Origin of the sequence: Pectobacterium atrosepticum, from assembly GCA_019056595.1 — a bacterium.
Lineage (GTDB): Bacteria > Pseudomonadota > Gammaproteobacteria > Enterobacterales > Enterobacteriaceae > Pectobacterium > Pectobacterium atrosepticum.
On record CP036163.1, the window covers coordinates 3,561,556 to 3,574,607 of the forward strand.

A 13,052-nucleotide genomic window follows, 5' to 3' on the forward strand; every position below is an offset into this window, starting at 1 on the left:
CATAGAAAAATCGGCTTTTCAACGTTGATTAAGTAAGGTCAATACCAGTAGACATGCGGCATCAAGATGCCTGTTCCGATATATTGACGATACATGAAATATAATGTGCCACGGCCTTATTTTTGCCGGAGAATGTTATGGCGATGTTGATGTTCACGGAATATGTGAGATCGCACACAATTCTGTTTGTGAGAGAATACAGCCTTGATGAAGGTGTAAAGTAGTCGCTTCATCGGCATAATATTGCCAATAAGTGAAGAAGGACACGGCGATGCAAGAACACGATCAGACGCTTATCGAACAGTTTCTCGATGCGCTGTGGCTGGAAAGAAATCTGGCCGAGAATACGCTGGCGTCTTATCGCTTGGATCTGCGTTCGTTGGCTGAGTGGCTTGCACACCATGACAATGATTTGCTTCATGCGCAGGCGCTCGACCTTCAGGCGTTCCTCGCCGATAGGATCGATGGAGGCTATAAAGCGACGAGTTCTGCCCGTTTGCTGAGTGCGATGCGTCGCTTCTTTCAGTACCTTTATCGAGAAAAGCAGCGTAGCGACGATCCGAGTGCCGTGCTGTCGTCTCCGAAACTGCCGCAGCGTCTACCCAAAGATTTGAGCGAAGCGCAGGTTAGTGCGTTACTTGATGCCCCGAGCATTGAACAACCGCTGGAATTACGCGATAAGGCCATGCTTGAGGTATTGTATGCGACGGGGCTACGCGTTTCCGAACTGGTTGGTTTGACGATGAGTGATGTCAGCCTGCGGCAAGGCGTGGTTCGCGTGCTGGGGAAAGGTAATAAAGAACGGCTGGTGCCGCTGGGTGAAGAAGCGGTGTATTGGATCGAGTATTATCTGGAACATGGCCGCCCGTGGTTGTTAAACGGGCAGACGTTGGATGTCCTGTTTCCCAGCAATCGCGCACGGCAAATGACGCGCCAGACGTTCTGGCATCGGATCAAGCATTATGCGGCGCTGGCGTCCATCGACAGCGCCAAGCTCTCGCCGCACGTTTTGCGTCACGCGTTTGCTACCCATTTATTGAACCACGGCGCGGATTTACGGGTCGTACAGATGCTCCTTGGGCATAGCGATCTTTCCACGACGCAGATTTATACCCATGTTGCGACGGAGCGGCTGAAGCAACTGCATCAGCAGCACCATCCGCGTGCATAGCATAGAGTAAATAGACAGAGTAACAGGATGTTATCTGACTGGCGGGGCCTCTCGCCAACCACCTTAGCGCATTGCTACGAGCGACGTATTCACCATGACGTTGCGACACAAACAGGATTGATGAAATGAAAAAAGGGTTATTACTGCTTTCTTTGCTGGTGGCGACGGCGACTAATTTTGCTCACGCCGATGATGCCGCAATCAAGCAGACGTTGACGCGTCTGGACATGCAAGGTGCGGAAATACTGCCTTCGCCGATGGCTGGCATGAAAACTGTCATTACCGAGAGTGGCGTGCTGTACATCAGTGAAGACGGCAAGCATTTGCTGCAAGGCCCGCTTTATGATGTGAGCGGCACGATGCCGGTCAATATCACCAATCAAATCCTGATCGGCAAGCTGAATGCGCTACAGGAACAGATGATTGTTTATAAAGCCGCGCAGGAAAAACATGTGATTACCGTTTTCACCGACATCACCTGCGGCTATTGCCACAAACTGCATGAACAGATGAAGGACTACAACGCGCTGGGTATCACTGTGCGCTATCTGGCTTTCCCGCGTCAGGGAATGAAATCCCCGGCAGCGAAAGATATGCAGTCCATCTGGTGCGTGGCCGATCGCAATAAAGCGTTTGATAACGCGATGAAGAGCGAAGCTATCTCGCCGGCAACGTGCAAAACCGATATCGCCGCGCATTACCAACTGGGCATCCAGTTTGGTGTGCAGGGGACCCCTGCTATCGTGCTGCAAGACGGCATGGTTGTGCCGGGATATCAAGGGCCGAAAGAGATGCTGGCGATGTTGGAAGCACACAAAGCCTCGAAGAAAACTGGCGGTTGATGCTACGTGAATATGATTACCCAACTCCGCCGGCGTCCGCTGGCGGAGGATATTGATTTACCTGACACCGTTCCACCCTTACTGCGTCGCCTTTATGCGCAGCGTGGCGTTAAAGGGGCTCAGGAGCTAGAACGTGGCCTGAATGGTTTACTCAATTACCGTTTGTTAAGCGGCATTGATAAAGCGATCGACCTGTTGCAACTGGCGCTAGCCGAGAAGCGTTGCATCGTGATTGTGGGCGACTTTGATGCCGATGGTGCCACCAGCACCACGCTTGCCGTACTGGCGCTGCGCAGCATGGGTGGCGAGAACGTAAAATATCTGGTACCGAATCGTTTTGAAGATGGCTACGGGCTAAGCCCAGCAGTGGTGGCGCAGGCTGCCACGCTGGGGGCTGAGGTGATTGTTACCGTTGATAACGGGATATCTTCTCATGCGGGCGTCGAGGATGCGCATCGGCGTGGTATCGCGGTGCTAGTGACCGATCACCACCTGCCGGGCGAAATCTTGCCTGACGCCGATGCCATGATTAACCCCAATCTGCCTGACTGTCAGTTTCCTTCCAAAGCGCTGGCTGGCGTGGGCGTCGCGTTTTACCTGATGATGGCGCTTTTTGTGCGCCTGCGCGATAGCGACTGGTTTACGCAACAAGGGCTGGCGAAACCGAATCTCACCGAATTACTGGATCTGGTGGCGCTGGGCACGGTGGCGGATGTCGTACCGCTGGATGCCAACAACCGGATTCTGGTGGCGCAAGGGCTGAATCGCATTCGTGCCGGAGAGTGTCGGCCGGGCATTCGAGCACTGCTTGAGGTGGCTAACCGCGATGCCAGCCAACTGGTCGCCAGCGATTTAGGTTTTGCCATCGGGCCACGGCTCAATGCAGCCGGACGGCTGGATGATATGACGGTCGGGGTCGAACTGTTATTGAGTAACGACATTACTCAGGCGCGCATGTTGGCTAACGATTTAGATGCGTTAAATCAGGATCGGCGAGAGATCGAACAAGGAATGCAGGTAGAAGCCTTGCGCCTGTGCGAATCACTGGAACGTACCCGCACCGAGTTGCCTTACGGTCTGGCGATGTATCATCCTGAGTGGCATCAGGGCGTCGTCGGTATTCTGGCTTCGCGCATCAAAGAACGCTTTCATCGTCCGGTGATTGCCTTTGCGCCTGCCGGTGACGGCATGCTGAAAGGATCGGGACGTTCTATTTCTGGTCTGCACCTACGTGATGCGTTGGAGCGGCTGGATACGCTGTATCCCGGCATGATGGACAAGTTTGGCGGACATGCGATGGCAGCAGGGTTATCGCTGCATGAAGATCGGTTTGAGGATTTCCGCCAGCGCTTCGGCGAACTGGTTGGTGAGTGGATCGATCCGTCTCAGCTTGAAGGCGTCGTTTGGTCTGATGGCGAACTGGCTTTGCCAGAACTGAATTTGCTCTCAACGGCAGAAATGCTGCGGTACGCTGGTCCGTGGGGGCAGGAATTCCCGGAACCGACGTTCGATGGGTGCTTCCGTATTATCAAGCCTCGTCTACTCAAAGAGCGCCATTTGAAAGCAATGTTTGAGCCGATCGGTGCAACAGGACCAGTGCCGCTGTTAGATGGCATCGCATTTAATGTCGATACGACCGTTTGGCCGGATCCGAGCATTAAAGAAGTGGAAATGGTGTACCGGCTGGATATTAACGAGTTTCGTGGTAAACGCTCGGTGCAGTTGTTGATTCAACATCTGTGGCCGCGTTAACTTTGCGAACCGAATAGGGTGGGCGGAAAGTCTATAAAATGCGCCTTTTATCCGCTAGAATGGCGGGTTACATCATTCCGTTGTCAACGACTTAACGTAAGAATATAAAAAATCATGTTTGAAATTAATCCGGTAAAAAACCGCATTCAGGATCTGGCTGAACGTAGCGCCGTTCTTCGGGGGTATCTTTGACTATGATGCCAAGAAAGAGCGCCTCGAAGAAGTAAACGCCGAACTGGAGCAGCCTGATGTCTGGAATGAGCCTGAACGTGCTCAGGCATTAGGAAAAGAACGCTCCTCGCTGGAAGCTATCGTAGACACCATCGATCAACTGGCTCAGGGTCTGGAAGATGTGACCGGTTTGCTTGAGCTCGCGGTGGAAGAAGATGACGAAGACACTTTTAATGAAACCTCGGCAGAACTGGACGTGCTGGAGAATAAATTAGGCCAGCTCGAATTCCGTCGCATGTTCTCTGGTGAGTACGACAGCGCGGATTGCTATCTGGATATTCAGGCGGGATCTGGCGGTACGGAAGCGCAGGACTGGGCCAGCATGCTGGTACGTATGTACCTGCGTTGGGCGGAAGCCAAAGGATTTAAAACCGAAATTATTGAAGAGTCAGACGGTGACGTGGCGGGTACGAAATCTGCCACCATCAAGATCATCGGTGACTATGCGTTTGGCTGGCTGCGTACGGAAACCGGTGTACACCGTCTAGTTCGTAAGAGCCCGTTCGATTCCGGCGGTCGCCGCCACACCTCATTCAGCTCCGCGTTTGTCTACCCGGAAGTGGATGACGATATCGATATCGAAATCAATCCGGCCGATCTGCGTATTGACGTTTACCGCGCATCCGGTGCGGGTGGTCAGCACGTTAACCGGACAGAATCCGCGGTGCGTATTACCCACCTTCCGACCAACATTGTCACGCAGTGTCAGAATGACCGTTCCCAGCATAAAAACAAAGATCAGGCGATGAAACAGCTGAAAGCCAAGCTGTACGAGTTTGAGATGCAAAAGAAAAATGCTGAGAAACAGGTGATGGAAGACAACAAGTCTGATATCGGCTGGGGCAGTCAGATTCGTTCCTATGTTCTGGATGATTCGCGCATCAAAGACTTACGTACCGGAGTGGAAACACGTAACACTCAGGCCGTACTTGATGGCGATCTGGACAAATTTATTGAAGCAAGTTTAAAAGCGGGGTTATAAGAATTCGCATGGCTGAATCACAATCACAGGGTGCCGATCAGGCGCAAGATCTGAATAATGAATTAAAAGCGCGTCGTGAAAAGCTGGTGACGCTGCGTGAAAACGGGATCGCATTCCCGAATGATTTCCGCCGTGACAGCATCTCCGATCACTTGCACGCTGAGTTCGATGCCAAAGAGAACGAAGAGCTGGAAGAACTGGGTATCGAAGTGACCGTTGCGGGCCGTATGATGACCCGTCGCATCATGGGTAAAGCCTCTTTCGTAACCTTGCAGGACGTCGGTGGCCGCATTCAGCTGTATGTTTCCCGCGACGATCTGGCGGAAGGCATCTATAACGAGCAGTTCAAGAAATGGGATCTGGGCGATATCCTGGGTGCGCGCGGCAAGCTGTTCAAAACCAAAACGGGCGAGCTGTCCATTCACTGTACCGAGCTGCGTCTGCTGACCAAAGCGCTGCGCCCGCTGCCGGATAAATTCCACGGTCTGGCCGATCAGGAAACCCGCTATCGTCAGCGCTATCTGGATCTGATCGCTAACGACGACTCTCGTAATACCTTCCGCATCCGTTCTAACGTGATGGCGGCCATTCGCCGCTTCATGGTGGATAACGGCTTTATGGAAGTGGAAACGCCGATGATGCAGGTGATCCCCGGCGGCGCGTCTGCTCGTCCGTTTATCACGCACCATAACGCGCTGGACATTGACATGTACCTGCGTATTGCACCGGAACTGTATCTGAAGCGTCTGGTTGTAGGTGGTTTTGAGCGTGTGTTCGAGATTAACCGTAACTTCCGTAACGAAGGTGTTTCCCCACGTCACAACCCTGAATTCACCATGATGGAACTTTATATGGCGTATGCCGATTATAAAGACCTGATTGTGTTGACGGAAAACCTGTTCCGTACGCTGACGCAGGACGTGCTGGGCTCGACGACGGTGGTGTACGGCGATCAGACATTCGACTTCGGTAAGCCGTTTGATAAGCTGACGATGCGCGAAGCGATCTGTAAATACCGTCCTGAAACCAACGTTGCCGATCTGGACGATCTGGAGAAAGCGACCGCGATCGCACTGTCTCTGGGCATCAAGATCGAGAAAAGCTGGGGCTTGGGACGCATCGTTACCGAGATCTTCGAAGAGACAGCAGAAAGCAGCCTGATCCAACCAACCTTCATCACCGAATATCCGGCTGAAGTGTCGCCGCTGGCGCGTCGTAACGATCAGAACTCGGAAATCACCGATCGCTTTGAGTTCTTCATCGGCGGTCGTGAAATTGGCAACGGTTTCTCCGAGCTGAATGATGCCGAAGATCAAGCAGAGCGTTTTGCTCAGCAGGTCAATGCTAAAGATGCGGGCGATGACGAAGCGATGTTCTACGACGAAGACTACGTGACGGCGTTGGAGCACGGTCTGCCGCCGACAGCGGGCCTGGGTATTGGTATCGACCGTATGGTGATGTTGTTCACTAACAGCCACACCATCCGCGACGTAATCCTGTTCCCGGCGATGCGTCCGCAGAAGTAAGCTCGTTTTAGCTGAGCCTTCCAAACCGGTGCAATTGCACCGGTTTGACGTTATCGGCTACGTCAAATTTTAGGGGAAACACGGGGATGAGGTTCCCGTAGGGATACCTCGCACCGTGGTAGCCCCGTGTATCTCGCACTCACCTCGATAGTACTACCTCTCGTTTTATCTCTGCACTCTTGTCGTCATTCTGTGATTGTTGCCCGACGGGGGAAGATGCTATTTTCAAGCATTCATTCACTGCCGGAACGCCCTCATGATGACTTACCGCGATGCCTGGTTTGAGCTTGCGCTGTTAACTAACGGCCGCAGTTTTCCACGGCATACGCACGACGAGTTCGTCATCAGTGCCAATCTCAGCGGATTGGAAACGGTCTGGTTGGATGGAGAGACCTTTGTTGCCACCAACGATATGGTGACGACCTACAATCCCAATCAGCTACAGGGCAGCGACAATGCATTTGACCGCTGGCAGTGCGCATCGCTGTACGTTCACCCGCGGGCATTCGAGCATTATTTCCATCAAACGTTTCTATTCTCACAGGGCTGGAATCCGTCGGCGCAACTGGCGTCTGAGCTAAAACAGCTCGTCACCTCTGATTTGGACGACAGCGCCCGTCAGGAGCGCATTATCCTGCTACTGGCAGGATTGATGGAAGGCCAGCATAAAATGCCGTCCCAAAGCCAAGTCAAAGAGGCTGAGCGGATCACGCGGATCAAAAACGGGTTGCTGAACGATCTCAGCGATATCCCCACGCTTGACCAGCTAGCGCAGCAGGAAAATCTGTCGGTTGCGCATCTGGTACGTTCGTTTAATCAGGCGGTTGGTCTGCCACCGCTGGCGTGGCTGATGCAGCGGCGTATGTGTAAAGCACGAGAGCTGTTGCGGCAGGGCACAGCGATCAGTCAGGTCGCAGGCGATGTTGGGTTTGCCGATCAGGCGCATTTCACGAAAGCCTTCAATCGCTATAACGCGATGACACCGGGACAGTTCCGCCGTATCAATTTTTGACAATACAGCGTTCCCCTTGGGTTCTACACTCGCCTTATTGCTTAACGCTCTAAGGGAATATCATGCTGTTAGTTGCCTTCACGGGGATGCTGCTATCCTTGTCGTTGTGTCTCGATCTGGGGATGGTCAATACCGCGATTATTAACCGTGGGCTACGGCACGGCGCGCGTTCTGCCTTTTATATCGGGCTGGGCTCCTGTTTCGGCGATCTGTTTTATGCGACGTTGTCGGTACTGGGGTTGGCAGTGGTGTTTAACCTGACACCGGTGCGCTGGGTGCTATGGATTGGCGGCGGACTGATTCTGATCTGGATGACGATCAGCATGGCGCGTGCGGCATGGCGTGACTATCAGGTTAAACGCTTTGCCGATCTGTCTACGACAGCGAATGCGGTGGATTCCACCACGCCACCTGCTCGGTACACCGAGTTTTTCAGTGGCGTCGGCATGGCACTGGCTTCGCCGACTGCGCTACTGTGGTTTGCGGCGATTGGCGGCACCATTATTGCGCAGTCTACGGATGGCTCTGCTTTCATGATCAGCCTGTTTCTGCTGGGCTTTTTCTTCGGCGGTGTACTGTGGACGTTCTTACTCGCGGCGCTGGTGAAGTATGGTCAGCGGTTGCTGAAAGAACGCATTTCATTTTACTGCAGCCTGATCTCTGCGCTGTTATTTGCCTACTTTGCCTGGCACGTCATTTCCAATGGCTATGAGACGTTGTTCCTACCGCTATCAACTGCTGCATGACCGGTCAAAACAACAGCACTTTGTCGGGTTTTTTACTTGCTCGGCAACGGCATAGCGCTATAATGCCACTCGCCTCTCCGTGCGAGTGTAGTTCAATGGTAGAACGGCAGCTTCCCAAGCTGCATACGAGGGTTCGATTCCCTTCACTCGCTCCAGGCTCTCTTCCTACAACGTCCATCCATGTTTATTAAATCCAGTAACCACAAGACTTAGCACTACTTTTCAGTCGTTCAGGGAAAGCACTCGTCTATCTAAATCAGTATCTCAATGTATATAGTTATGTATAGGGCATGGTGACACTCTAAATCCTATACACATTCTCCCCCTACTCAGATAGGAAACTATACACATGCCGCTTACTGGTTTTGAGAGCAGCGGCGCCAAGCCAGTACCTTTCAGGAAGATGTTTTCCTGTTCATTTACATCGACCACTGTGGATATTCAGGTAGTGGGGCTAATGCCAGTGTTAGAAAAATGGGATGAATGTAGATCCACCTAGAAATGTTGCAAAGCTTTGAAAATGTAAAGTTTATTTATAATAATTGGTTTATATTTCACAAGATATATTATAGATTATAAGAGAGCGATTTATTTAAAGGATTAGCGGTGAGTTGTTAAGTGTCTGGTAGCTTAATACTAATAATTTTAAACAAGGAGAGATATTGCATGAGTCTTTTATCTAAAGTAGTGACACAAATTAAGGGTTTCCTTCATGATTCCGTAGATAAGGCTTCTGATGACGGACGTACTGCACGCCAACTTATTCGTGATGTCGGTGAAAATGAAGAAAAAATCAAAGAGGCGTTAGTAGAATCCAGATCTCAGGCTATTATTTCCAAACAGAAAGTTGAAGATAAGCAATCTGCAATCGCTTTGTCGAAAAAACGAGCAGCAAAGGCAGTTGAGTTGGACAAGGAAGATTTGGCAAGAACTATTCTTGTTGAAAAAAGACAGCAGGAAAGTGATTTGGCAGCGCTTCAAAACCAGCAAGCTAAATTTGATAATATTGTAGTTACATTAACTTCACGTTTTAATGACATTCAGAAAAAACGTTCTGAAATGGAAAGAAAGGCAGATAGTATTGACTTGCGTTCTAAAGTCGCAGCGGCAACTGAAGAAGCAACAAAATTACTTGATGTAGGTAATTTTGCTTCTTATGATAGCGCTTCTAAAGTATTTGATCGTTTAGAAGATAATATTGCAAAAAAAGAAGCAAAATCTCAGGCTCGTGGTGAGTTTATTGATGCAGAGAAAGATAAGCAAGACGAGTTGGTTTCTCTTGATAGACATGGCCTTGATGAGTCAATTGAAGATGAGTTAGCGGCATTACGTGCTATGAATAAAAAACAAGAATAAAATAAAAATAATCTTCGAGGGTATAGAAATATACCTTCCATTGTATTTATTTTTCAATAGAAGATAAGAGGTTCTATGAAAAGTGTCAGTTACTCTATCATTAAAAGTCTTTTTTTTTCGATAGGTATTATTTTTTTTATAGGGGTAATCAGTGGCACTGATTTTTCACCACAAAAAGCTATCGCTGCTCAAAATCAGGTTGTTCCTAAACCGAGTGAAATAAAAGCAGCCGTTAGTAGTGGTAATTGGACACTAGCTCATGCTCTTATTAAAAAAGTAGTGGCAGCTCATCCTGATAAACCTCAGTCTTGGTATCTGAAATCTCAGATTGAAGAACGATTAATGCCAAGTGGAAAATCGACACCACAAGAAGCATTAGCTTCTTTAAATAAGGCAATGGAGTTAGATCCTACTTATTCTTTTAGTACTTCTTATGGGAATGTAACAGAACTGCATGATAGGTTAACGACGAAGGTCAATGTTTCAGAAGGTAAGCTTAAAGTATTTACTCCAGATGATGATCCTATTCTTAACAAGGATAAGATTATTACACCATCAGAAACAGAACCTTTAATGGCGAAAGAAATTAATAAATTAAGTGACAATGATAATTTAAAAAATATTATTGCAGCATCAAAAGAAGTGGAGGATGACTCTTCGAGTTTTTTTGAGTATCTTGTTGTTATTTTTATCGCCATAGTTCTCTGTTATTGTGCTTATTATTCATCTAGAGAAGACAAGAAGAAGTTTAATGATACGAAAGAAAAAGAGTTAAATAGAATTAAATCATTAGACTTGGCTACACAACTAGATGATATGTTATCTAAAGATATTTCATATATCGAACTGGATTTGCCACGTGAATTAGATAGCGAAGGGATGATTATTGAATATAAAAAGAGGAAGAAAGATCTTGTTTCTATAATGGAAGAACTTTTGGATAAAAATAAAAAAAGTTTTAGACTGGAAATATCTAAATTAGAAGAGTTATCAGTCCTTCAAGTCACTGAGCGGAATTTTATAAGACAGGCTGTTGAAAAAGCTAAATTCCATATGAATGATATTGAAGAGTATAGAGGTAAAGAATTATTTGAGAAAATAGAAAGTATTTGCTTAACGTTTTTATGTGATAGGCTTAAGAATATCGATAATGTCATTAGTGAATCACCAGGGAGCTATAGTTCCATGTTGAGAGTTTCATTAAAAAGCGTTTCTCATTCTTTTATTAAAGTTCAAAAAGACAATAATGAATTTTTGATTAATTCAATTGATGATAATTTTATTTCTGAAAAAATGATTGGTAAATTGAAGTCAGCAGTTATTGGATTTTATTTTTATAATGAGGTTTTTGAGAAAGAAAAACAAAATTATCGAGATAACATGGAGGATCAGCGCAGAGCGTTAATTGAGGAGGATTTGCGAATAAACAGAGAGCTGGAAGAGAGCGCTTCTAATAGGAGAAGACAAGAGATTAGTGAGCAAAAAATAATTATGGAGGCTGAATATCGTCGTAATAACCTACCAAGGAAGATATATCGCCATAGATCAGGTAGTAATGGCGGTGACTTTCTTTCAGGAATTATTGCAGGTAGTATTTTTAATAGTGCTAATAATAACTCCAATAACAGTAATTATAATAAAAATAGCAGTGGCGATAATCGTTCATCATCTGATTCTACATTTGATTTTGGAAAGAGTGATAGTGGAAAGAGCGATAGTAGATTCGATTTTGGTAAAAGCAGTGGAAGCAGTAGTAGTTTTGATTTTGGCAGTAATAAAAATGATGATAAATGGTAAATTATAAATTATAAATACTATGAAATGTTCTGCGCTGCGTTACTGAGGTCAATACTTATGAAGCCACATCCGATACGCGAAATCATTGAAGCCTGTGATAGAGCAATATCTGCACGAAATTTTGATGCCTTGATGAATTATTATGCCGAGGATGCTGCACTTGTTATCAAACCAGGAATGGTTGCAAGAGGGAAAGGTGATATAAGAAAAGCATTTGTCGCTATTGCCGATTACTTTAAAAATCAACTTGTTGTTGAACAAGGAAATATGCAGGTCATAGAAGGTGGTGGCGACGCTTTAGTTATCATGGAAACGGTGTTTTATTACCCAGACGATCAGGGGAATATTGTCACAACAACTCGGCGAGCGACCTACGTATTCAGGAAAGAAGCTGATGGAAGCTGGCTTTGCACTATTGATAACTCCTATGGAACAACACTTCTTGACTGATTATGTCTAGTCAATTCAGGCGTGCTCAGGATGATGTTAGCGCGTTTTTATTCTTTCGTAACAGCTTCCCCATGTTTGAATATGAGGCCCGCGAGTGGCCCCAATTTCTTTCATTTTCCCGGTCTAATCACAGTCGCTGTCCAGTAGGGTAAATCCCAAGTGCCGCCGAGACGGATCATACGGCATGAGCCTGTAATTGATGCTCGGCTTTGCTGGAATGTTTTGCCATCCCAGACCCAGGCACTATCGCTCATGCAGTCCGCGAGTCCACGTCCTTTCTGTACGGCGGTAATTTCACCGTTTTCGTAGCCTACTCCGATTGTGGTCACGAGCTGGGGCTGAGTTTGCATGGCGTTGTCGATGACCCAGTAAGCGTAACCTTCGTTGTAGGCTGCACGCCAGCAGAGGGTGCTGAGCAGCGACATGCTGCCATTGAGCGGCGTGATCATCATCGGTTCTGCTACTCTTTCTTCCTGTGGCGGAAAGTCATAGCAGTCATCTTCCTTTAGCGTCTTAAGCAGCTTTTTCTGGATAGCGGCTTGTTCCGCATTCGTCAGATTTCGTGAGGGTTCCTGTTGGGTTGCTGCCGCATAGATAACAGGGGCTGTTACGGCGGATAGCTCACTACTTTTGTTGCCTTTTTTGGTGATGGCGTCTGTTGCGCCAATGCGACCCTGTCTCTCATCCATTTTTAGCAACACAGCGTAGGCACCTGCCCCAGACAGTTCGGAAACCATGCCATCGTGCAGAAAAGCCACTTTCCCGCTCCCTTTCAACGCCTGTAATACGGCAGGGATTTGTGTCTCATTGAGCTGCCAGAGATTGTCTTCGGTCGAGGTAAGTGCGCCTTTATCCACACCATCAATCGCGAGTGTGAGCCGCGTACCTTTAGAAATCTCTTTGTCTACTTCAGCGAGTGTAACCTCAGCCGTTATTGGCGTATTTTGCCCAGCATGGCGCGTTATGAGCAGTGAAACGTCTTGAGTTTCGGTATCTTCTCCCATGCCTTTTTCTTCTGGCGAGTAACCAGCCGCCCGGCACGTTAGCGTGTTATCGCAGACGATTTCCCAGTCTTTATGAAAGAAAGTGCTATCGGAGAATGTTGTGGAAAATGCGAGCGTAGGAATGCTGGCGATGACAACACTTAATATATTGAATCGGTAAGGGAGCGGAAAGAACATATTTCA

At 48.0% G+C, this 13,052-nt stretch carries 11 protein-coding genes and 1 tRNA gene; 11 read left to right on the top strand and 1 reads right to left on the bottom strand.

All coding sequences use genetic code 11. The features are described 5' to 3' along the window. Positions 1-271: 271 nt before the first annotated feature. The 11 genes from xerD to DCX48_16960 all read left to right on the top strand — a co-directional run bounded on the left by xerD (position 272) and on the right by DCX48_16960 (position 11,865). Positions 272-1,171, top strand: coding sequence for a site-specific tyrosine recombinase XerD (xerD, locus tag DCX48_16910; protein QXE16049.1), 900 nt, complete (start codon positions 272-274; stop codon positions 1,169-1,171). A gap of 125 nt (positions 1,172-1,296) precedes the next feature. After that, entirely contained in the window at positions 1,297-2,013 is a 717-nt protein-coding gene (gene dsbC / locus DCX48_16915) for a bifunctional protein-disulfide isomerase/oxidoreductase DsbC (GenBank protein ID QXE16050.1), read from the top strand. A gap of 12 nt (positions 2,014-2,025) precedes the next feature. Beyond that, entirely contained in the window at positions 2,026-3,765 is a 1,740-nt protein-coding gene (recJ, locus tag DCX48_16920; GenBank protein QXE17282.1) for a single-stranded-DNA-specific exonuclease RecJ, read from the top strand. Positions 3,766-3,879: 114 nt separating this feature from the next. Next, a protein-coding gene (gene prfB, locus DCX48_16925; protein ID QXE16051.1) for a peptide chain release factor 2 occupies positions 3,880-4,978 on the top strand; the annotation gives its coding sequence in 2 pieces (ribosomal slippage) (positions 3,880-3,954 and positions 3,956-4,978; 1,098 coding nt in all). Between the two features lie 8 nt (positions 4,979-4,986). Next, positions 4,987-6,504, top strand: coding sequence for a lysine--tRNA ligase (gene lysS, locus DCX48_16930; GenBank protein QXE16052.1), 1,518 nt, complete (start codon positions 4,987-4,989; stop codon positions 6,502-6,504). Between the two features lie 256 nt (positions 6,505-6,760). Further along, positions 6,761-7,516: an AraC family transcriptional regulator gene (locus DCX48_16935; protein QXE16053.1), complete on the top strand. Its 756-nt coding sequence runs from the start codon at positions 6,761-6,763 to the stop codon at positions 7,514-7,516. Between the two features lie 62 nt (positions 7,517-7,578). Then, positions 7,579-8,262 (top strand): LysE family translocator, encoded by a 684-nt coding sequence (locus DCX48_16940; protein QXE16054.1) that lies wholly within the window; start codon positions 7,579-7,581, stop codon positions 8,260-8,262. An 81-nt stretch (positions 8,263-8,343) separates the two neighbouring features. Further along, positions 8,344-8,417, top strand: a tRNA-Gly gene (locus DCX48_16945). A 511-nt stretch (positions 8,418-8,928) separates the two neighbouring features. Continuing rightward, the gene (locus DCX48_16950; protein ID QXE16055.1) at positions 8,929-9,618 is read left to right on the top strand and encodes a PspA/IM30 family protein; all 690 of its coding nucleotides are present in this window, start codon (positions 8,929-8,931) and stop codon (positions 9,616-9,618) included. Positions 9,619-9,693: 75 nt separating this feature from the next. After that, positions 9,694-11,415 carry a hypothetical protein gene (locus DCX48_16955; protein QXE16056.1) on the top strand — a complete coding sequence of 574 codons (1,722 nt, stop codon included), beginning with the start codon at positions 9,694-9,696 and terminating at the stop codon, positions 11,413-11,415. Positions 11,416-11,472: 57 nt separating this feature from the next. Further along, a complete protein-coding gene (locus DCX48_16960) occupies positions 11,473-11,865 on the top strand; it encodes an SgcJ/EcaC family oxidoreductase (GenBank protein QXE16057.1) in 393 nt (130 codons plus the stop codon). A 110-nt stretch (positions 11,866-11,975) separates the two neighbouring features. On the opposite strand, the gene DCX48_16965 is transcribed toward DCX48_16960, so the two are convergent. Beyond that, positions 11,976-13,046: a DUF1176 domain-containing protein gene (locus tag DCX48_16965; protein ID QXE16058.1), complete on the bottom strand. Its 1,071-nt coding sequence runs from the start codon at positions 13,044-13,046 to the stop codon at positions 11,976-11,978. Positions 13,047-13,052: the final 6 nt, after the last annotated feature.

What these genes read in the sequence shown, in the direction of transcription:
- xerD (QXE16049.1), top strand. Translation starts at nt 272, where the DNA reads ATGCAAGAACACGATCAGACGCTTATCGAACAGTTTCTCGATGCGCTG.
- DCX48_16940 (QXE16054.1), top strand. Translation starts at nt 7,579, where the DNA reads ATGCTGTTAGTTGCCTTCACGGGGATGCTGCTATCCTTGTCGTTGTGT.
- dsbC (QXE16050.1), top strand. Translation starts at nt 1,297, where the DNA reads ATGAAAAAAGGGTTATTACTGCTTTCTTTGCTGGTGGCGACGGCGACT.
- recJ (QXE17282.1), top strand. Translation starts at nt 2,026, where the DNA reads ATGATTACCCAACTCCGCCGGCGTCCGCTGGCGGAGGATATTGATTTA.
- DCX48_16935 (QXE16053.1), top strand. Translation starts at nt 6,761, where the DNA reads ATGATGACTTACCGCGATGCCTGGTTTGAGCTTGCGCTGTTAACTAAC.
- DCX48_16950 (QXE16055.1), top strand. Translation starts at nt 8,929, where the DNA reads ATGAGTCTTTTATCTAAAGTAGTGACACAAATTAAGGGTTTCCTTCAT.
- DCX48_16955 (QXE16056.1), top strand. Translation starts at nt 9,694, where the DNA reads ATGAAAAGTGTCAGTTACTCTATCATTAAAAGTCTTTTTTTTTCGATA.
- lysS (QXE16052.1), top strand. Translation starts at nt 4,987, where the DNA reads ATGGCTGAATCACAATCACAGGGTGCCGATCAGGCGCAAGATCTGAAT.
- DCX48_16960 (QXE16057.1), top strand. Translation starts at nt 11,473, where the DNA reads ATGAAGCCACATCCGATACGCGAAATCATTGAAGCCTGTGATAGAGCA.
- DCX48_16965 (QXE16058.1), bottom strand. Translation starts at nt 13,046, where the DNA reads ATGTTCTTTCCGCTCCCTTACCGATTCAATATATTAAGTGTTGTCATC.